A 20,675-nucleotide genomic window follows, 5' to 3' on the forward strand; every position below is an offset into this window, starting at 1 on the left:
AACGTACCAGAAAACGCGCACGTCCCCGGCCCGGCGAGGAGTTTCGAATGACGACAGTCGAGAAGGCGAAAGACGCTGTTGTGCAGAGTGATTCGCGCAGCAGCGGGAGGGTGCTCCGAGTCGGGCCTCTGAAGCCGTCACTCATGGACACACTTACCGGTGACTACGACGCCCTCGTGCTGCCCGAGCCTTCCGAGCGTGCGGCTTTCTTCTCTCAGCACGGTGAGTCGATCACTGCGGCGGTCACTTCGGGGCGCACGGGCGTCGACGCGGAGTTGATGTCGCATCTGCCCAACCTCGGCGCGATCGTGCACTTCGGCGTCGGGTACGACACCACCGACGTCGACGCAGCCGCGCAGCGCGGCATCGGCGTCAGCAACACTCCCGACGTGCTGAACGATTGCGTCGCAGATCTCGCCGTCGGGTTGGTGATCGACGCATTGCGGCAGGTGTCGTTCTCCGACCGCTACGTCCGCGCAGGCCGCTGGATCTCCGACGGCAACACACCTCTGACGCGTCAGGTCACCGGTAAGAGAGTGGGCATCATCGGACTCGGCCGGATCGGTACTGCCATCGCAGATCGCCTCGTCGGTTTCCGTTGTGCCATCAGCTATCACAACCGGAACGAGGTCGACGGTTCGCCGCACACGTACTTCTCGACGCCGGCAGCTCTCGCGGGCGCTGTCGACGTTCTGATCGTCGCAGCGTCGGGCGGAAAGGGAACGCGGCATCTCGTCGACGCCGACGTCCTCGATGCCCTGGGTCCGCAGGGTTACCTGATCAACATCGCGCGGGGAAGCGTCGTCGACGAGGACGCTCTTGTCGAACGTCTCACCGACGGCCGACTCGCGGGGGCGGGGCTGGACGTGTTCGCGAACGAGCCCGCTGTCCCTGAGGCCTTGCTGACGTTGGACAACGTCGTACTGCTGCCGCACGTCGGTAGCGGAACAGTGGAAACCCGAGCCGCCATGGAGGCGTTGACATTGCAGAATCTCGATCAGTTCCTGGCCGACGGCACGCTGACGACGCCGGTGACGCGATGACCGTCGTCGTCGGCTATTCGCCGACAGCAGAAGGCAAGGGCGCGTTACCGTTCGCGTTCGCCGAGGCGGTGCAGCGTGGAACAGATCTGGTCATCGTGGCCGAGGAGGACAGCGCTGCCGACGCCGCGTTCGGTGCCGCCGTCGAATCCGCTCGCGACGAAGCGGGCGGGCTGGGCGTCGCGGTGAAGATCCACGACAACGAGCCGGGACGATCGCACGCAGACAACCTGATCGACCTGTCGTACGTCGAAGGGACGCAACTTCTCGTCATCGGGATCCGTCGTCGCTCACCCGTCGGAAAGTTGTTGATGGGCAGCATCTCTCAGCGTGTCATCCTCGAAGCGCAATGTCCGGTGACGGCCGTCAAGCCGCCGGTGGGGTTGCCGCGCTGACAGGAGACGCATTCTGCTCGGACTGACCAGGTCTCGGGTCCATCCACGACTGAGCCCCCGCCTCGATACGAGGTCGGGGGCTCGGTGCGTCTCAGCGGACGGACGTCACCACCAGCCGAGGTTCGAGCCGTTGGTGAAGATGGCGATGGCGTCGTTGATGAGGGAGAACAGGATGCCGAGCATGTGAGGGGTGTTCCTTTCGTAGTGCTGTCGTGGTGCCGCAACTCCCCGTAGCGAGGTCATGTCGCCCCGGGTGTCAACTCTATGTCGTCCTGTAGACCCATTTCGTTAGCGGGCCTCAACTGAGCCGGTCTTCGAACATTTGTTCGACAAAGTGCGAAAGTTGGGCTAGAGTGGGTTCATGCTTTCGGGGGAGAGTGTTGCCGGCCTTGCCGACGACGTGGGGGTTGCAAGCGCGCGGGCAGTGCTGCCGATTTCCGACGCCTCCCTCCTGGCTGCTGTGGAATCCATGGAAAGTGCGTGGGATTCGGTCGCCGATGTGGATACGAGCATGCTCGACGACGCCGACCGCCGTGCCCTTCTGGTGCGGATGGAGAAGCTCTCTCGGGCGATGTACGGCACCTCGCACACCTGGCTGACCGAACTGATCGAGAACGACGGTCTGGCAGTGCTTCCGGACAGGACGAATGCGTCGCGGTTGGCGAGTTTGCTGCTCGTCGACCCGAGTGTCGCAGGCAAGCGCATCAAGATCGCGGCCAAGATCGCCGACGGTCGTGCGCTGACGGGAGAGAAGCTGGAGCCGCAGTACCCGACGACTGCCGAGGCTCACCGCGACGGGCACATCGACGCTGCCCACGTCACCGTCATCGACGAGTTCTTCAAAGATCTGCCGGGAGCAGTGGATCACGATTCGAAGGTTCAGTCCGAGATCCTGTTGTCCGATCTGGCGAAACAGGTTACGCCCGAACAACTTCGAGTGGCCGCAGCCCGGCTGCACGCGCTTCTGGATCCGGACGGATCGCTGAAAGACGAGAAGGATTCGATAGCGAAGTGCTTCTTCCGGCTCGGGCGGCAAGGCAAGGACGGACTCAGCAAGGGTAGCTTCGTCATCGACGCAGAGTTCCGTGCATACCTCGAACCGATCCTGGCCAAGTACGCGAAGGCGGGGAACTGCAACCCGGACGAGCCGAAGCCAGTCGCAGAGGACGACCCGAGCGACACGTCGAACGACGAACCGACGTTGTTCGACCGTGATGAGGACTCCGACAGCCCCGGTGGCGAGTCCGGCCCCAAAGACTCCGCTAGCCCTGGTTGCGACTCCGGTTCCGCGGACTCCGACAGCCCCGGTGGTGAGTCCGGTTCCCCGGACTCCGACAGCCCCAGTAGCGACTCCGGTTCCGCGGATCACTCTGCCTCTACCCGCGACTCGGTGAACTCCGAGGACGAGAAGCGCCGAGCCGGACGGGATATGCGCAACCAGGGCCAGCGAAACCACGATGCGATGAAGGCGGTACTGCGTCAGATGCTGGCGTCGGGGAATCTGGGCCAGCACCGAGGCCTCCCGGTGACGGCAGTGATCACGATGACGGCGAAGGACCTGGAAACCGCGTCGGGGCATGCTGTCACGGGCACCGGTTCGCTGGTGACCGTCCGCGATGCGATACGGATGGCGTCGCACGCCCACCAGTACCTGGCGATTTTCGACGACGACGGACAGGCCCTCTACCTCGGCCGCTCGAAGCGCCTCGCGTCGGCAGACCAGCGGATCGTTCTGATGGCCCGAGACCGGGGATGCACGTTCCCGATGTGCACCCGTCCTGCGACCTGGTGCCAAGTCCACCACCTGAACGAGTGGGCCACCGGAGGCGAGACCGACATCGACTCCCTCACCTTCGGTTGCGACCTGCACCATCCGCTCGTCGGCGACGGTCCGAACGACTGGGCCACGACGACGACAGGCCCCGATCATCCCCAGCCGGGCCGAACTCAGTGGCACCCACCCGAATCCGTCGACCCGGATCGCCGCGGCATGGTGAATCACTACCACCATCCGCAGGAGTATCTGTACTCCGAGCCGGAGGACCCGGAGCCGTAGCTTCGGTGCGCGTTGTCCTGCGCGAAACGATTCCACGAGCGGTGCAGAGCGAAATCTGCACCGCTCACAGTCATGCCTGAACGCAGATACCGCCAGCCGGGCCCGAGTCAGTCCCACCCAGCCCACCCCGTCAGCTCCACTCCCGTGCAGGCAGGACGTCCGACATGAACCTGTGCAACGCTGGGTTCTCGTTGTCCGGCCTCCAGGCGGCGTGCAGCTCGACCGGTCGCTTGGGCGTCGTGTCGATAGGCCGGAACACGACGCCTTCCGGCTGCATGGTCCGCGACGACGAGGGAACCAGTGCCATTCCGATTCCCGAGCGCACCAGTACCAGCATCGTGTGCACCTGCGTCACGTATTGCACGTACCGAGGCGTGACGCCGACGACGGTGAACGTGCTGATCAGCAACTCGTGAAAGTACCGGGCATCGACGGGCGAGTACATGACGATCGGCTGGTCGTCGAATTCCTCGATCGTCAGCTTGTCGTGCTGCGCGAGCGGGTGCGATTCCGGCAGGGCGGCGACGAACGACTCGTGCAGCACCGGTCGGGACGAGATGCCCGGCCTGTTCAACGGAGGCCTGGCGAGTCCGAGGTCGATGTCGCCGATCGCCAGCGACTCCATCTGTACCGCCGAGACCATCTCGCGCAGAACCACTTTGACGTCGGGAAGCTGCTCTCTCGCTTTCTCGAGCAGCTGCGGCAAGACCGCATGCGCGGAGGCGCCCGTGAATCCGACTGTGACGGTACCGAGATCGCCGGTGGGGACGCGTCGCACGGTCAGTACTGCGCCTTCGGCCAGGTGCACGATCCGGCGGGCGTCGGGAAGGAACGCGACGCCTGCTGCCGTCAGCGTCACGGAACGGCTGGTGCGGTCGATGAGCTGGACGCCGACCTCGTTCTCGAGCTGCTGTATCTGCCGACTGAGCGGCGGCTGCGTCATGTGCAGTCTCTCGGCGGCGCGGCCGAAGTGAAGTTCCTCGGCGACCGCGATGAAGCACGTGAGCCTGTTGAGCGAGAACAATTCATTCACTCCTGATATCGAAGAAAGCCGCTCGCGGTCAGGTCGGGTATCAACTTAACCTACGAGCGGCCATCGCCGATCAGTTACCAGCGGGGGCTGGTGTTCTCGAAACTCGGGTCGATGCTCTTCATGTACCCGGTGTCGTCGCGGTCCCGCAGACCGCAGTCGAGATACTGCCGATGCAACGCGGCGAGTGCGTCGTCGTCGATCTCGATGCCGAGTCCTGGCCCGGTAGGAACGGCGACGACGCCGTCGACGATCTCGAGAACCCCGGGCTTGACGACGTCCTCGGTCTTCCACGGCCAGTGCGTGTCGCATGCGTACGTCAGATTCGGCGTCGCCGCCGCCAGATGCACCATCGCGGCCAGGCTGATCCCCAGGTGGCTGTTGGAGTGCATCGACAAGCCCATGTCGAAGTTGTCGCACACACCCGCGAGCAGACGAGAACGCTGCAGACCGCCCCAGTAGTGATGGTCGGACAGTACGACCTGCACCGAATCTCGCAGTACAGCAGGCTTGAGCTGATCGAATGCGACGACACACATGTTGGTGGCGAGAGGCATCTTCGCCTCTCGTGCCACCTCGGCCATGCCGTCGAGCCCGGGCGTCGGGTCTTCCAGGTATTCGACGATGCCGTCGAGTTCGCCGGCCACCCTGATGGACGTGTCGACGGTCCATGCGGCATTCGGATCGAGCCGCAGCGGCAGTTCCGGGAAGGCTTCCCGCAATGCTTTGATTCCCGCGATCTCCTCGTCGGGCGGAAACACTCCACCCTTCACCTTGATCGCTCCGAAGCCGTACTCGCCGATCATCTTTCGGGCCTGCCGAACCAGCCCGCCGGGATCGAGCGCCTCACCCCACTCGTCGGGCTCGGCACCGGGATGTGCCGCCCACTTGTAGAACAGATAGGCGCTGAACGGAACCGCGTCTCTGACCCTGCCGCCCAACAGATCCGACACCGGACGCCCGAGGATCTTGCCCTGCACGTCGAGGCAGGCGACCTCGAACGGCGAGAAGACGCGATCCGTCGTGCTCGCGGTCGTGATCATCCCGGCGACGCCGTCGCCGCCGGTGACGATCGACGACGCCAGTTGGGTATCGATGGCAGATCGAATCTCGTTGAGCGCGAACACGTCCAGGCCGGTGATTGCCTCGGCTGCCGCCTCCATCCGCGCGACGTGCGCCGTGTCCGCGTACGTCTCGCCGAGACCGACGATGCCTGCGTCCGTGTCCAACTGGATGATCGCACGCAGGGCGTACGGCTGATGGACACCGACGGTGTTGAGCAGCGGCGGATCAGCGAAGGCAACGGGCGTGATGCGCGCGCCCGTGATCCTGATCGGCGCGGCCATCAGTGCACCGCGAGCTCGTGTCCGAGAACCGCGCGGCCGTTCGCGACGATCTCGGTGAGTTCGCTCAGGTGTGCACTGCTGATGTCGACGAGCGGCGGACGGACCGGGCCGGCCTCGATGCCTTCCATCGTGACGCCCGCCTTGATGAGCGAGACCGCATAGCCGGGAACCTGGTCGCGCAGACGCACGAGGGGGTGGAAGAACTCGCGCAGCAGCGTCGCAGTCAGCTTCTCGTTGCCGCTTTCGAGCGAGCGGTAGAAGGCGAGTGCCAGCTCCGGCGCGAACGCGAACGTGGCCGAGGAGTACAGCGTGACACCGATCGCGCGGTACGCCTGCTGCGAGACCTCTGCCGTCGGCAGGCCGTTGAAGAACTGGAACTGCTTGCCCGACGGTTCCAGCGCGTCGAGCACCGCGCGGACGATGCGGCCGACCTGATCGAGATCGCCTGTGCCGTCCTTGAATCCGACGACCGTCGGCAGCTGTGCCACCGCGACTGCCGACGATTCAGTGAAGCGTGCGTTGCTGCGGTTGTACACGATGAGCGGCAGATCGGTCGTGTCCGCGACAGCCTTGGTGTAGCCGACGAGACCGGCCTGAGGCATCGTCACGAGGTACGGCGGAAGGAGAAGGATGCCGTCCGCACCGTTCTCCTTCGCGCTGCGTGCGAACGCCTGGGCCTGCACGACGGATCCGCCCGCGCCGGCGTAGACCGGAACACGGCCGGCGACGACGTCGACCGCGGTGCGCACGATCTTGCCGAACTCTTCGAGTCCGAGCGCATGGAATTCTCCGGTACCGCACGCGATGAACACGCCACCGGGGCCGGCGTCGACGCCCTTGGCGACGTGGGCCGCCAGCAGGTCGTAATCGACCTCGCCGGCTGCGGTGAACGGGGTGACGGGGAAGAAGAGGACTCCGTCGAGCATGGTCTTGTCTCCTGTGATCGTGGGCAGTCGTATGGGCAGTCGTGTGTGGAGGGGGGATCAGTCTTGGGTGAGGGCGCCGTCGACGCGTCGCCAGATCCCGTCGGGGTTGCCGTCGGCAATTGCACTGGGAAGCAACGACTTCGGGACGTCCTGGTAGGCGACCGGACGCAGGAAGCGTTCGATGGCGAGAGAACCGACCGACGTGGTGCGCGAATCGGAGGTGGCGGGGAAGGGCCCGCCGTGAACCATCGCGTGACCGACCTCGACGCCGGTGGGCCAGCCGTCGAACAGGATCCGTCCGGCCTTCAGCTCGAGAGTCGACAGCAGCTTGCCTGCCTCCGCGTGATCCGCGTCGTCGCCGTGGATCGTGGCGGTGAGCTGACCCTCGAGGCGGACGGCCACGTCACGAACCTGCTGGGCGTCGCGGCAGCGCACGATCAAGCTGGAGGCGCCGAAGACTTCCTGCTGCTCGACTTCGGACGTGACGAACGTGTCTGCGTCGGTGGTGAACAGCGCTGCGCGGCAGGCGTTCGGCGCGTCGGTTTCGGTGCCGCGAGCCAGCTCCGTCGCGGACTTCCCGAGTTCTTCGACGCCGCTCGCGTACGAGGCAGCGATGTTGGGGGTCAGCATCGTCGTCGGAGCAGCCTCGGACACGGCAGCCCGAGCGGCCTCGACGAACGTGTCCAAACCGGGGCCGTCGACGGCGATGACGAGTCCGGGGTTCGTGCAGAACTGGCCCGACCCCATCGTGAGAGACCCGACGAACGCGCGTCCCAGGTCGGCGCCACGGGAGTCGAGCGCTGCACTCAGAACGAAGACGGGATTGATCGAGCTCATCTCGGCGTACACCGGAATCGGTTCACGACGGCCTGCGGCGGCAGCCACGAGAGCCGTTCCACCCGAACGTGATCCGGTGAATCCGACGGCCTTGACTCGCGGATCGGTCACGAGCGCGGTCCCGAGCGTGCGGCCCGATCCGTACAGCAGCGAGAAGGTGCCTGCGGGCATTCCGGTCGACGCGACGGCGTCGGAGACTGCACGACCGACGAGCTCGGAAGTTCCGGGGTGGGCGTCGTGAGCCTTGACGATGACAGGGCATCCGGCGGCGAGAGCCGACGCCGTGTCGCCGCCCGCGACCGAGAACGCGAGGGGGAAGTTGCTGGCACCGAAGACGACGACGGGGCCGAGCGGAACCTTCCGCTGACGAATGTCGGCGCGGGGGAGCGGGGTGCGGTCCGGGATGGCCGGGTCGATGCGCGCACCGTTCCAGCTGCCCTCACGCAGGACCGATGCGAAGAGCCGAAGCTGGCCCGTCGTCCGTGCGACTTCACCGGTGATACGGGCTTTGGGCAGTCCGGACTCGGCGACCGCGCGGTCGATCAGCGTCTCGCCCAGCGCGGCGATGTTGTCGGCGATGGTGTCGAGGAACTGTGCACGCGACTGCGACGACGTGGAGCGGTAGGCGTCGAACGCTGCTGCTGCCGCGGACGTCGCCTGCTCGACCTGGCCGAGGTCACCGTGCTTGTAGGAGGGTTCGAGATTCTCGCCGGTGCTCGGGTCGATCCCGTGGACTGCGGTGCCGGTGCCCTGCACGGACTCGCCGGCGATGATCGACGCGCCGACCAATTCGGTGGACTGCGTGAGCGATGCTGTCATGCGGACTCCTTTTCGTGTACATGGCCGAGCTGTGTAGATCGCCAAGCGTGTGTGAGGCAGCGGATCGGTCCGGCCGTGGCGCGTGACCTGCCTCATAGATGACGACGTTATGCCTGTGATCGATACGTGTCCAAGTCAAAAGATGGTGCTGTCGATGCTCGTCTGGTATCGATCCACGTCCCGCGCCCCGGGTTGTATCGATGCAGATCGTGAATCAGTTCATGCCTAGTTGGTCTTGGACATGAATCGTCGGCGGTGCTTAAGGTCATGTGAGCCGAGTCACCGGTCACACGGTGCTGCGCCCGCATCACACGTGGTCCTACAGGTCTGTGCGCGAACACAGACCGGACCCGATCTACAGAAAGGAGTGGCCGTTGTCGATCACTCTTCCGCCGACTCCTGCCGTGGACTCCGCAGTGGCGAAGATCTTCCGCCGCGTGGTTCCGCTGTTCATCATCATGTTGGTCTGCAACCAGCTCAACAGGTCCAACATCGGCTACGCACGCGAGCATCTCGAGGCCGACGTCGGAATCAGCGCTGCCGCATACGGATTCGGTGCAGGCGTCTTCTTCATCGCCTACGCGCTCTTCGAACTGCCCAGCAACGTGATGATGGAGAAGTTCGGCGCCAAGATCTGGTTGACGCGCATCATGGTCAGCTGGGGAACCATCTCGTTCCTGATGGCCTTCGTCAACGGCCCGACGATGTTCTACATCCTCCGATTCCTCCTCGGAGCTGCCGAAGCGGGCTTCTTCCCGGCGATCATCTTCTACTTCGCGAAATGGCTGCCGAACACCCACCGCGGACGTGCGACCGCGTTGTTCGTCGCCGGCTCGTCGATCGCCGCGGCGATCTCGGGCCCGTTGTCCGGCCCGCTTCTGTCGCTCGACGGCCTGTTCGGCCACCGCGGTTGGCAGTACCTGTTCGGCATCGAAGGTCTGCTGTCCGTCGTCGTCGGAATCATCGCGTACTTCCTCATCGACTCCCACGTCAAGGACGCCACCTGGCTGACCGACGAGGAAAAGCGCGACCTGAACGCGACGATCGCCGCCGAGGAGGCCGCGAAGTCCGAGACCTCCGGTATGGGAGACGGTCGTTCACGCTGGAAGATGCTGCTCGACCCGAAGCTCATGCTCTTCATCTGGATCTACTTCGCGATCCAGCTGTCGATCTACGCCAACACGTTCTGGCTCCCGTCGATCATCAGGCGCATCGACGGAACGAACGACATCACCGTCGGACTGCTGTCGTCCCTGCCGTGGATCTGCGCAGTGTTCGCGATGTACTACATGTCCAAGATCGGTGACCGGACCGGCAACCGTCGCCCGCTGCTGATCGTCGCGCTGCTCACTGCGGCCGTCGGAACGCTGCTCGCCGCCGTCGCGACACCGTGGATCGCACTGATCTTCCTGTGCATCGCCGCGATGGGCTTCAAGAGCGCAAGCCCGTTGTTCTGGTCGATCCCGCAGTCGACACTGCACCCGATGGTGCTGGCCGCGGCCATCGCCGTCATCAACTCCGTCGGCAACCTCGGTGGATTCGTCGCACCGTTCAGCTTCGGCCTCATCCAGGACGCCACCGGGTCCGTGACCTGGGGCCTGTACGCCCTGGCGGCGTGCTCGGCGCTCGCAGCACTGTCGGTGCTGTTCATCAAGAAGTCCAGCAAGGATACTGTTCCGAACGCTACCGAGAAGGTTCGATCATGAACGCACGTACCACCACTCCCGTCGTCGCCGAGATGCGCGTCGTGCCGATCGCAGGACACGACGACATGCTGCTCAACCTCAGTGGCGCGCACGCGCCGTACTTCACGCGAAACCTGGTGATTCTCACCGATTCCGACGGCCGCGTCGGCGTCGGGGAAGTTCCCGGTGGCGAGCCGATCAGGCGATGCCTCGAAGACGCGCGATCCCTCGTCGAGGGTGCGTCGATCGGCACGTACAACGCGGTGCTCCGATCGATGCGCACGGCGTTCTCGGACAGAGATTCCGGTGGTCGTGGAGCGCAGACATTCGATCTACGCATCGCCGTGCACGCGGAGACCGCCGTCGAGTCGGCCTTGTTGGACCTGCTCGGCCAGCACCTGGGCGTCAGTGTCGCCGCCCTGCTCGGCGAGGGCCAGCAGCGTGAGAAGGTGCAGGCGCTCGGCTACCTGTTCTTCGTGGGCGACGCCGCCAAAACCGACCTCGCGTACCGCACCGCCGCGGACGAGGGCGCAGGCGCCGACGACTGGGAACGCATCCGGCACGAGGAAGCGCTGACTCCCGACGCCGTCGTGCGGCTGGCCGAAGCGGCACAAGAGCGGTACGGCTTCCAGGATTTCAAGCTCAAGGGCGGCGTATTGCCTGCCGCCGAGGAGGCCGCAGCCGTCATCGCACTCGCGCGGCGATTCCCCGACGCACGAATCACGTTGGACCCCAACGGGGGCTGGCTACTGAAGGAAGCGATCGAGACCTGCCGCGGACTGCGCGACGTACTCGCGTACGCCGAGGATCCCGTCGGGCCCGAAGGCGGCTTCTCCGGTCGCGAAGTCATGGCCGAGTTCAAGCGCGCGACCGGCCTCCCGACCGCGACCAACATGATCGCCACCGATTGGCGCGAGATGGGCCACACCATCCGATCGGGTGCCGTCGACATCCCGCTCGCCGACCCGCACTTCTGGACGATGAACGGTTCGGTGCGCGTCGCGCAACTGTGCGACGCATGGGGACTGACGTGGGGATCGCACTCCAACAACCACTTCGACGTGTCCCTCGCGATGTTCACGCATGTGGCCGCTGCCGCACCCGGCGACATCACGGCCATCGACACGCACTGGATCTGGCAGGACGGACAGCGCGTCACCAAGGATCCGTACCGCATCGAGGGCGGCTACCTGACGGTGCCCGACAAGCCGGGCCTCGGCGTCGAACTCGATTGGGACAGAGTCGACGCGGCACACGAGCTGTATCAGCGCGAAGGCCTCGGCGCTCGCGACGACTCGATCGGCATGCAGTACCTGATCGACGGGTGGGCATTCGACAGCAAGCGGCCCGCCCTCGTTCGGTGACGGTGGACCGATGAAGATCGTCGTCGGAGATCGAAACGTTCTGCCGCACAGGGAGCAGTTGTCGATGGGGCTCCCGGACGACGTCGAGGTCGTCTGGGTCGTCCCGTTCGACGAGGCCACCGCCATCGAAGAGCTCGGTGACGCGGACGTGTACGTGGGCGGTCGGTTCAGTGCGGCGATGGGCGCTGCGGCACCGCGCCTTCGCATGATTCATGTTGCCGGCGCGGGCACCGACAATGTCGACCGTTCCGGTCTCGGTCCGGATGTTCTCGTCTGCAACACCTTTCACCACGAGCAGTCGATCGCCGAGTACGTCGTCGCCGCGACCGTCATGATGCGTCGTGACTTCCTGGTACAGGATCGTGCATTGCGCGACGGGCGTTTCCGAACATCGGTCTACGATCCGTCGATTCCGCAGCCGATGTCGTTGAGCGGAGCCCGAATCGGATTCGTCGGATTCGGGCACATCGGTCAACGGACGTGGAGGCTGTTCGAGGCCTACGGCTGCGTCGGCGCCGCGGTCACCGGAAGCGGACGAGACACCGGCGCGTCGTTGGAATGGCATTCGGACACAAATGATCTCGTGAACTTGATGCAGTGGTCCGACGTCGTCGTCGTGTCCGCACCGTTGACCGACGACACGCGCGGCATGATCGGGGCTTCCGAGTTGGCGTCCCTGGGGGCCGACGGCGTATTGGTGAACGTCGGGCGCGGCCCGCTGGTGCAGGAGCAGGCGCTGTTCGACGCGTTGTCGGACAGGGTGATTGCGGCCGCTGCCATCGACGTCTGGTACCGGTACCCAGGGCCCGACGGTGTCGGAAAGCCGAGCGCACTGCCGTTCGAAGAGCTGCCGAACATCTTGATGACCCCGCACTCGTCCGGCGTCACCCATCACACCTTCGTCGGGCGGGTTGCGGACATCGCCGCGAACATCACCAGGCTTCACCAACGGGAGATGCAGTGCAGGTATTGAATGAATGCATGCACAAATAGTGTTGGACCGGAATCGATCTGGGTCATAGCGTGTGAGGCAGACCACGACCACCGTTCAAGGGAGTTCGCCGCAGTGTCCACATCTTTCACGACGAAGCCGACGAGCGGACTCACCGCTCCCGATGCCGCGATCAAGGCCCTCGCGGCAGGCGATGCGACGATCGACCGCATCGCCCACGTGAAGCTGTCGTCCATCACGCTGCCGCTCGAGAATGCGATCAGCGACGCCAAGGTGCTCACCGGCCGTCAGAAGCCCATGACCGAGGTAGCGTTCCTGTTCGCCGAGATCACGACCGAACAGGGACACGAGGGTATCGGTTTCAGTTATTCCAAGAGGGCAGGCGGCCCAGCCCAATTCGCCCATGCGCAGGAGATCGCTCCCGTTCTGATCGGTGAGGATCCCAGCGACATCGGCAAGATCTGGACCAAGCTGCAGTGGGCGGGTGCGTCCGTCGGCCGTAGTGGCGTTGCGACGCAGGCCATTGCGGCGATCGACATCGCATTGTGGGATCTGAAGGCCAAGCGTGCACAGTTGCCGCTGGCGAAGCTCATCGGTGCGACGCGCGACTCGGTGCAGACCTACAACACGTCCGGCGGGTTTCTGCACACGCCGATCGAAGAGGTGCTCGACAACGCCACCGCATCGTTGGCGGCGGGTATCGGTGGCATCAAACTCAAGGTCGGACAGCCCGATTGGCGTACGGACATCGCGCGTGTCACGGCGGTGCGCGAGCATCTCGGCGACGACGTCCCGCTGATGGTCGACGCCAACCAGCAGTGGGACCGCCCGACGGCAAACCGTATGTGCCGCATCCTCGAACAGTTCGACCTGGTCTGGATCGAGGAGCCCCTCGACGCGTACGACGCCGAGGGCCATGCGCAGCTCGCGCGGAACTTCGACACGTCCATCGCCACCGGTGAGATGCTCGCCAGCGTCGGCGAGCACGTCCGCCTCATCGAGGCAGGTTCCGTCGACATCATCCAGCCCGACGCCCCGCGCATCGGCGGCATCACGCAGTTCCTGAAACTGGCCGGCCTGGCCGAGCATCACAACCTGCAACTCGCGCCGCACTTCGCGATGGAAGTTCATCTGCACCTCGCGGCCGTGTACCCGCTGCAGACGTGGGTCGAGCACTTCGACTGGCTGGATCCACTGTTCGAGGAGCACCTCGAAACCCGTGACGGCAGAATGCATCTCTCGGAGAGGCCGGGTCTGGGCTTTACGCTGAGCGAGCAGGCCAAGGCGTGGACCGTCGGGACTGCGGAGTTCCGCCGCTGACGCCACTCACGGGCGGCGGTTACCACCACGTGAGTGGGAATGTATAGAGGGCTATGTATTCGCACTCACGGGCGGCGGAGCGCCTCCAGCGTTGCGCGAGCACCGTTCTCGTGCAGCGACGCGAGTTGCCGCGTGTACTCCTCGACGAATCGATCGTCGTCCACGAGGTCGCCGAACACCGCCCGGTTCGCGATGAACGCCGTCGGGTTCTCCCGCTGCGACTGGGCGATCGGGATCAGCGAGTCCTTCAGCTGGTCGACGATCTCGATGGGCTGACCGAGTTCGTCGACGCCCTCGGCGTACCGCGCCCAGCTCGCGACGACCGCGGTCGACCGGACGATATCGCCGCCGGTCTCGAGATTCTTGCGAATGACAGGCAATAGCCACTTGGGAATTCGATCGGACGACTCGGCGCACAGACGTGCGACGGTGTCGCGAATCTCCGGGTTCGAGAACCGCTCGATCAATGTCTTCTTGTACTCGTCGAGGTCGATGCCGGGGACCGGCTGGAGCGTCGGCGTCGCCTCGTTGTCCATGTAGGACAACAGGAACTCGGAGAACAGCGAATCCTGAGCCACCTCGTGCACGAGTCGGTACCCGCTGAGGTAGCCGAAGTACGCGAGCGCCTGATGACTTGCATTGAGCAAGCGCAACTTCATCAGTTCGTACGGCGTGACATCGTCGACGACCTGGACGCCGACGTCCTCGAACGGCGGTCGTCCGTCGGTGAACTTGTCCTCGAGCACCCACTGCGTGAACGGCTCGCCTGCGACGGGCCACTTGTCGTCGATGGCGTAGCGCTCCGAAAGTCCCTCCATCACTTCGGGCGTGGTGACCGGCGTGATGCGGTCGACCATCGAGTTGGGGAACGCACCCTCGGCCGAGATCCAGTCTGCGAGCGCCGGGTCCTTCAGCCGAGCGAACGTCGTGAAGGTCGACTGCGCGATGTGACCGTTGCCCTCGATGTTGTCGCACGACATGATCGTGAAAGGCTTCAGGCCCCGATCCTTGCGTCGCGCAAGAGCCTCGACGACGAGACCGAACGTGGTCGACGGAACGGCTCCGTCGGCGAGATCCGCCTTGATGGCCGGGTTCTCCTCGTCGAACTCGCCCGTCGTCGCCGAAAAGTTGTAGCCACCCTCGGTGATGGTGAGCGAGACGATCTTCGTCGTCTCCGCAGCCATCTTCTCGACGACCGCCTCCGCATCGTCGGGAGCGAAGAGGTACTCGACGATCGAGCCGATGATCCGGGTGTCCCACGTTCCGTCGGAATGCTTGAGCGCCAACGTGTACAGGCAGTCCTGCGCCTCCATGACGTCCTTCATCTTCCGGTCACCGGGAAGAACGCCGACACCGCAGATGCCCCAGTCCGAACCTTCGCCCTGCTGCATCAGACGGTCGACGTACATCGCCTGGTGCGCCCGGTGGAAGCCGCCGACGCCGAAGTGCACGATCCCGACCTGCACGTCGGATCGATCGTAGGTGGGTATCGCGACGTCCTCGATGAAGTCACCCAACGTGTGCTTGTTCAGCTTCATGCGTTCTTCTCCTTCGAAAGCCCGGGGACCACTACGGCTTTGATGCTCCCGGCAAGTTTGTCGGCGTTCAGAGCGTCCTCGACGTGCGCGAGATCGAAACGAGCGGTGACCATCGAGTCCAGGTCGACCTGCCCGGCGAGGACGAGTCGACGAGCGACAGGCCACGTGTTCGCGTACCGAAACACGCCTGTCAGAACCAGTTCTCGATTCTGGATCAGCGAGATCGGCAGAGCGTAGTCGTCTCCGCCCATGCCGACGAGCACCACGGTACCGGCGGGACGAACGGCATGGATGCCGTCGACGACGGCCCGCGGCGCCCCGGACGCGTCGATGAACGCGTCGACCTCGAGGCCCCGGATGTCGTCGACGGCGGGGTCGAGCACACGCGTCGCGCCGAACGTCGATGCGTGGACGCGCCGGCTCTCGTCGATGTCGCTGACGATGATCTCCGTTGCGCCGAACGCTCGTGCGACCTGAGCGGTGACGAGTCCGACGGGACCTGCGCCCGCGATCAGAACGCTCGATCCGGCGGTGATGCGCGCCTTCTGCGCCGACGCGATGCCGACCGACAGTGGCTCGAAGAGCGCGGCGGCCTCGTCGGAGACCTCGTCGGGTACCTCGTGCGCGAACACGGACTGGATCAGTACGTACTCGGCGAGCGCGCCGTCGATGGGAGGCGTCGCGAAGAACTCCATGGACGGGCACAGGTTGTAGCGACCCGCGCGTGATTGGGAGCTCGTCGGATCGGGACGTTGCGGCTCGATCGACACTCGCCGGCCGATGCGGGTGTCCGCGACTGCAGATCCGACGGCGACGATGACGCCCGCAGCTTCGTGTCCGAGGACGAGAGGCCCGTTCAAGACGTGGTCACCGATGCGTCCCTCGCGGTAGTAGTGCGCATCGGAACCGCACACTCCGACGGCGGTCACGCGGACCAGCACCTCGTCGGCAGCCGGCGTGGGCACCGGTCTCTCTTCGAGACGGATCTCCTGCGGACCGCTCAGCACGCTGACCTGCATCGACCGTGGGACCGACAACTCGGACGAGTCGGGTGTTGTGTAGATCACACCTGAATGTTAGCTTAATGAGCATAAGAACACACGCTGAGCATTTGCTCACTTCTTATGGCATCGAAGGAGAGGTCGTGACCGCACCCGAGCAGGCGCCTCCGGGTCACTCCGCAGGCTCCGCTCCCGCACAGCGTTCGTCGAAGACGAGCGACGATCTGCGTCTCGCGGTACGGGCGGCCACGATGTACCACCTCGAAGGGGCGACGCAGGCCGAGATCGCCGCCAAGCTCGGCGTCTCGCGTCCGACGGCGGGCAGGCTCGTCGCGAAAGCGCGCACGCTCGGCCTGGTCACGATCGAGGTTCATGTGCCGGACGAACTTCAGGGCACCGTCCATGCCGAGATCGAGCGTGACCTCGAGCAGGCCTTCGGGCTCACCGAAGCACTCGTCGTGCCCGACGTCGTCGACGGAACCGACATCGGATACGGCTCGCTCGGACGGGCGGCGGCCGCATTACTCAGCCGACGCCTCCAGCCGTCGGACACTCTCGGTTTCACGTGGGGCCCCGAAACCGTCGCTGTCGCGCAGTCGTTGAAGACGCGCAGCGCCAAGTGCGCGCAGGTCGTGCAGCTCGACGGTTCGATGACGTCCGCCGACTACCAGACCGGCGTCGAGTTCACCCTGGGTCGATGCGCGCAGTACCTGCAGGCCAAGCCTGTGCGGCTGAACGCTCCCCTGTACGCGGATCATGCGACAGTCACTGCACTGCAGCAGGATTCGGTGATCTCGCGTGCCCTCCAGACCGGGACCGAGGCCGATGCGATGATGTACGGTCTCGGTCCCGTTTCCACGTCGACGACGCTGTTCGAGGGCAGCTTCATCGACGCCTCCGTCCTCGACGAGCTGCAGGGACTCGGTGCCGTCGGCGAGATCGGTGGACGGTTCTTCGACGCCGACGGGCGTGAAACGGGCGGTTCGCTTCCGGCGAGGACAGTGTCGGTCTCGCTCGATGCGATCGCGAAATGTACACGTGCGGTTCTGATCTCCGGTGGAAAGAAGAAGCACGAGGCGATTCTCGGCGCACTGCGTGGCGGTTTCGCATCCATGTTGGTTACCGATATCGAAAGCGCTCGTTGGCTGATTGCACAGAAAGAAGGTTCCACGTGAGAGCTCCACGGAAGGCGGCCGTCGCAGCATCGCTTGTGACGACCTTGGTCCTGTCCGGCTGCGCCGGCGCGGGCGCGATCGGTGGCGGTGGGAGCGGCACGACCATCACCGTCGCCATCGTCTCGAATTCCCAGATGGCCGACGCCATCTCGCTCGCCCCGTCCTTCGAGGCCGAGAACCCCGGCATCGACCTGAAGTTCGTGTCGCTGTCGGAGAACGAGGCGCGCGCCAAGATCACCGCGTCCGTCGCGACGGGTGGCGGCGAGTTCGACGTCGTCATGATCAGCAACTTCGAGACCCCGCAGTGGGCCGAGAACGGCTGGCTGACCAATCTCTCCGAATACGCCGACGCGACAACGGGTTACGACGAGGACGACTTCATCCCGACCCTGAAGGAGTCGCTGTCGTACGACGGCAGCATGTACGCGGTGCCGTTCTACGGTGAGTCGTCGTTCCTGATGTACCGCAAGGATCTCGTCGAAGCTGCGGGCATCCAGATGCCCGAGGAGCCGACGTGGCAGCAGGTTGCCGACGCGGCCGCCAAGCTCGACAACCCCGCAGGCGGCGTCTCCGGAATCTGCCTACGCGGCAAGCCCGGTTGGGGCGAGGTGCTCGCGCCGCTGGACACCGTCATCAATGCTTTCGGCGGACGCTGGTACGACGAGGACTGGAACGCACAGCTCGACAGTCCCGAAGTCGAAGCAGCTGTTCAGTTCTACGTCGACACCGTGCGCGAACACGGCCAGGCCGGTGCGGCCACCAGCGGCTTCAGCGAGTGCGCGACGCAGCTCTCGCAGGGCAACACCGCGATGTGGTACGACGCGACGTCGGCGGTCTCGGTTCTCGAGGACCCGAGCGCCAGCAACGTCGTCGGCAAGATCGGTTACGCCAAGGCGCCGAGCGAGGTGAAGGGCGACAACGGATGGCTCTACTCGTGGGCGCTCGGGATTCCGACGACGTCCGAGCATCCCGACGACGCGTGGAAGTTCGTGTCGTGGATGACGAGCAAGGAGTACCTGAACAAGGTCGGTAACGAATTGGGTTGGGAGCGTGTGCCGCCCGGTAGCCGAATCTCGACCTACGAGATCCCCGAATACGCCGAAGCTGCGGCCGCGTTCGGACCGTTGACGCTCGACTCCATCGAGAGCGCCGACCCGAACAACCCGACCGTCGACCCGGTTCCCTACACCGGAGTGCAGTTCCTGACGATTCCCGAGTTCCAGGACCTGGGCACCCGCGTCAGTCAGCAGATCAGTGCAGCAGTGGCAGGACGAATCAGCGTCCAGGACGCGCTAGCTCAAGCGCAGCAGTACGCCGAAGTGGTCGGCAAGACGTACCAGGAGGGCCAGGGATGACCACGACGAAAGAGCGGGCAACGGAGGCCGAACCGGAGAAGTTCGTCCCACGCCCGCGCACCATCTCGAAAGCGGAAGGGTGGCGCCGTCGTGGGCCACTGCTGCCTGCACTGATCTTCGCGATCGTCGTCACGCAGATTCCGTTCCTGTTCACGCTCTACTATTCGACGCAGTCGTGGAACCTGGTCCGCCCGGGATCCCGAGAATTCAACGGGCTCAACAACTACGTCGACGTCTTCCGTGACAGCCAGTTCCGCGAGGTCGCGCTCAACACGGTCATCATGATCGTCGGCACCGTCGTCATCTCGGTGATCCTCGGTCTGTTCCTCGCGCTGTTGCTCGACCGTAAGTTCATCGGCCGCAGCCTCATTCGGACGCTTCTGATCACACCGTTCCTCGTCACCCCGGTGGCAGGCGCGCTGATCTGGAAGACGACGATGTTCGATCCGGTCTTCGGCCTGATCAACTTCGCACTCAGCCCCTTCGGCGTCGAGCAGATCGACTGGGTGTCGCGCTACCCGCTCGCCGCGGTCATGGTCAACCTGATCTGGCAGTGGACGCCGTTCATGATGCTGCTGATCCTGGCGGGCCTGCAGTCGATGCCCAAGGACATCGCCGAGGCAGCACGCGTCGACGGCGCAAGCGCGTTCGCGCTGTTCCGCGAACTGACGCTGCCGCATCTGCGTCGTTTCATCGAACTCGGCGCCGTCCTCGGTGCCATCTACCTCGTCAACACGTTCGACGCCGTCTACATGATGACGTCCGGCGGACCGGGTGTCGCGAGCTCGAACCTTCCGTACTACATCTACCAACGCGCGTTCCTCGGCTTCGACATCGGCCAGGCCGCTGCGATGGGTGTCGTGACCGTCGTCGCGACGATCATCGTCAGCACCCTCGCGCTGCGTTTGATCTTCAAGAGTTTCAGCGGGAACGAGGAGGCAGCCTGATGAGCACGGCAACTACCACCGAGCCGGCGACCACCAGCGCGCCGATCGTCAAGCACAAGAAGAAGTTCGGCGCCGGCACCATCTGGACCGTCGTCGCGTGGATCGTCGGAATCGGGTTCTTCTTTCCCGTCCTGTGGATGGTCATCACCAGTTTCAAGCAGGAATCCGACGCGTACACCAACCCGCCGACGCTGTTCTTCACCCCGACGCTGGACCAGTACAGCGCGGTGCTGTCGAGTGGTATCGGTACCGCACTGCTGAATTCGGCGTTCGCGACCATCGTCTCGACGCTTCTCGTTCTGCTGCTGGGCATTCCGGCCGCATTCGCGCTGTCGCTACGGCCGGTGAAGAAGACGAAGGACGTGCTGTTCTTCTTCATCTCGACGAAGATGCTTCCCGTCGTCGCGGCGATCGTGCCGCTCTACGTCATCGTCGGTGACATCGGCATGCTCGACAACATCTGGGCGCTGATCATCCTGTACACGGCCATGAACCTTCCGATCGCCGTGTGGATGATGCGGTCGTTCTTCCTCGAAGTGCCGGGCGAGCTGCTCGAAGCCGCGAGCATGGACGGCGCGTCGCTGTGGACGTCGGTGCGAGAAGTGATCCTGCCTCTCGTGTCACCCGGCATCGCGGCAACCGCACTCATCTGCGTGATCTTCTCGTGGAACGAATTCTTCTTCGCCGTCAACCTCACTGCCGTGCAAGCTCAGACCGTTCCGGTCGCACTCGTCGGCTTCATCACCGGTGAAGGCCTGTACTGGGCTCGCCTGTCCGCAGCTGCGACGCTCGCAGCACTGCCCGTCATCCTCGCCGGCTGGATCGCACAGAACAAGCTCGTGCGCGGTCTGTCCTTCGGCGCCATCAAGTAGCTCGGCCTACTCGAATA

At 64.7% G+C, this 20,675-nt stretch carries 18 protein-coding genes; 11 read left to right on the plus strand and 7 right to left on the minus strand.

Annotated elements, in window-relative coordinates; translation table 11 throughout:
• Window positions 1-47 precede the first annotated feature (47 nt).
• Together HQ354_RS15635 and HQ354_RS15640 are read left to right on the plus strand one after the other, a co-directional pair.
• Window positions 48-1,043, plus strand: coding sequence for a 2-hydroxyacid dehydrogenase (locus HQ354_RS15635; protein WP_174551435.1), 996 nt, complete (start codon window positions 48-50; stop codon window positions 1,041-1,043).
• Window positions 1,040-1,435, plus strand: coding sequence for a universal stress protein (locus HQ354_RS15640; RefSeq protein WP_068427528.1), 396 nt, complete (start codon window positions 1,040-1,042; stop codon window positions 1,433-1,435). Before HQ354_RS15635 ends, HQ354_RS15640 begins: the two co-directional genes overlap by 4 nt.
• Window positions 1,436-1,540: 105 nt before the next feature.
• Here HQ354_RS15640 and HQ354_RS15645 read toward each other — a convergent pair whose 3' ends face one another.
• Window positions 1,541-1,678 (minus strand): hypothetical protein, encoded by a 138-nt coding sequence (locus tag HQ354_RS15645; RefSeq protein ID WP_157105356.1) that lies wholly within the window; start codon window positions 1,676-1,678, stop codon window positions 1,541-1,543.
• A gap of 118 nt (window positions 1,679-1,796) precedes the next feature.
• Between HQ354_RS15645 and HQ354_RS15650 the strand changes: the two genes are divergently transcribed.
• The gene (locus HQ354_RS15650) at window positions 1,797-3,491 is read left to right on the plus strand and encodes a DUF222 domain-containing protein (protein ID WP_084423827.1); all 1,695 of its coding nucleotides are present in this window, start codon (window positions 1,797-1,799) and stop codon (window positions 3,489-3,491) included.
• A gap of 130 nt (window positions 3,492-3,621) precedes the next feature.
• Here the strand turns inward: HQ354_RS15650 and HQ354_RS15655 are convergent, their stop codons facing one another.
• From HQ354_RS15655 to HQ354_RS15670, 4 genes are all read right to left on the minus strand, one after another.
• The gene (locus HQ354_RS15655; RefSeq protein ID WP_068427612.1) at window positions 3,622-4,515 is read right to left on the minus strand and encodes a LysR substrate-binding domain-containing protein; all 894 of its coding nucleotides are present in this window, start codon (window positions 4,513-4,515) and stop codon (window positions 3,622-3,624) included.
• A gap of 83 nt (window positions 4,516-4,598) precedes the next feature.
• On the minus strand, window positions 4,599-5,870 hold the full coding sequence (locus HQ354_RS15660; protein WP_167679147.1) for a glucarate dehydratase family protein: 1,272 nt from the start codon (window positions 5,868-5,870) through the stop codon (window positions 4,599-4,601).
• Complete coding sequence (locus HQ354_RS15665) at window positions 5,867-6,793, minus strand: 5-dehydro-4-deoxyglucarate dehydratase (RefSeq protein WP_068427531.1); 927 nt, start codon at window positions 6,791-6,793, stop codon at window positions 5,867-5,869. The genes HQ354_RS15660 and HQ354_RS15665 overlap by 4 nt, the downstream gene beginning before the upstream one ends.
• Window positions 6,794-6,850: 57 nt before the next feature.
• Window positions 6,851-8,449, minus strand: a complete 1,599-nt coding sequence (locus HQ354_RS15670) for an aldehyde dehydrogenase (NADP(+)) (protein ID WP_068427533.1) — start codon at window positions 8,447-8,449, stop codon at window positions 6,851-6,853.
• A gap of 374 nt (window positions 8,450-8,823) precedes the next feature.
• On the opposite strand from HQ354_RS15670, the gene HQ354_RS15675 reads away from it, so the two are divergent.
• The 4 genes from HQ354_RS15675 (at window position 8,824) to HQ354_RS15690 (ending at window position 13,770) form a co-directional block, all read left to right on the plus strand.
• Window positions 8,824-10,155 (plus strand): MFS transporter, encoded by a 1,332-nt coding sequence (locus HQ354_RS15675; RefSeq protein ID WP_222635126.1) that lies wholly within the window; start codon window positions 8,824-8,826, stop codon window positions 10,153-10,155.
• Window positions 10,152-11,498, plus strand: a complete 1,347-nt coding sequence (locus tag HQ354_RS15680) for an enolase C-terminal domain-like protein (protein WP_222635125.1) — start codon at window positions 10,152-10,154, stop codon at window positions 11,496-11,498. Before HQ354_RS15675 ends, HQ354_RS15680 begins: the two co-directional genes overlap by 4 nt.
• Window positions 11,499-11,508: 10 nt before the next feature.
• Window positions 11,509-12,471, plus strand: a complete 963-nt coding sequence (locus HQ354_RS15685) for a 2-hydroxyacid dehydrogenase (protein ID WP_068427535.1) — start codon at window positions 11,509-11,511, stop codon at window positions 12,469-12,471.
• 150 nt (window positions 12,472-12,621) lie between these two features.
• Complete coding sequence (locus HQ354_RS15690; RefSeq protein WP_174551437.1) at window positions 12,622-13,770, plus strand: mandelate racemase/muconate lactonizing enzyme family protein; 1,149 nt, start codon at window positions 12,622-12,624, stop codon at window positions 13,768-13,770.
• A 65-nt stretch (window positions 13,771-13,835) separates the two neighbouring features.
• Here HQ354_RS15690 and HQ354_RS15695 read toward each other — a convergent pair whose 3' ends face one another.
• Window positions 13,836-15,308: a mannitol dehydrogenase family protein gene (locus HQ354_RS15695; RefSeq protein ID WP_068427540.1), complete on the minus strand. Its 1,473-nt coding sequence runs from the start codon at window positions 15,306-15,308 to the stop codon at window positions 13,836-13,838.
• Window positions 15,305-16,327 (minus strand): NAD(P)-dependent alcohol dehydrogenase, encoded by a 1,023-nt coding sequence (locus tag HQ354_RS15700; protein WP_068427542.1) that lies wholly within the window; start codon window positions 16,325-16,327, stop codon window positions 15,305-15,307. The genes HQ354_RS15695 and HQ354_RS15700 overlap by 4 nt, the downstream gene beginning before the upstream one ends.
• Before the next feature lie 125 nt (window positions 16,328-16,452).
• Here HQ354_RS15700 and HQ354_RS15705 point away from each other — a divergent pair, with 125 nt between their 5' ends.
• Genes HQ354_RS15705 through HQ354_RS15720 form a run of 4 tightly spaced genes read left to right on the plus strand, consistent with a single transcriptional unit; the run spans window position 16,453 to window position 20,658 of the window.
• The gene (locus HQ354_RS15705) at window positions 16,453-17,484 is read left to right on the plus strand and encodes a sugar-binding transcriptional regulator (RefSeq protein WP_374107344.1); all 1,032 of its coding nucleotides are present in this window, start codon (window positions 16,453-16,455) and stop codon (window positions 17,482-17,484) included.
• On the plus strand, window positions 17,481-18,839 hold the full coding sequence (locus HQ354_RS15710) for a sugar ABC transporter substrate-binding protein (RefSeq protein ID WP_222635124.1): 1,359 nt from the start codon (window positions 17,481-17,483) through the stop codon (window positions 18,837-18,839). Before HQ354_RS15705 ends, HQ354_RS15710 begins: the two co-directional genes overlap by 4 nt.
• Entirely contained in the window at window positions 18,836-19,786 is a 951-nt protein-coding gene (locus HQ354_RS15715) for a carbohydrate ABC transporter permease (protein ID WP_068427549.1), read from the plus strand. Before HQ354_RS15710 ends, HQ354_RS15715 begins: the two co-directional genes overlap by 4 nt.
• Window positions 19,786-20,658, plus strand: coding sequence for a carbohydrate ABC transporter permease (locus HQ354_RS15720; protein WP_068427551.1), 873 nt, complete (start codon window positions 19,786-19,788; stop codon window positions 20,656-20,658). Before HQ354_RS15715 ends, HQ354_RS15720 begins: the two co-directional genes overlap by 1 nt.
• Window positions 20,659-20,675: the final 17 nt, after the last annotated feature.

The organism is Rhodococcus sp. BP-261, assembly GCF_019835205.1.
GTDB lineage: Bacteria > Actinomycetota > Actinomycetes > Mycobacteriales > Mycobacteriaceae > Rhodococcoides > Rhodococcoides kyotonensis_B.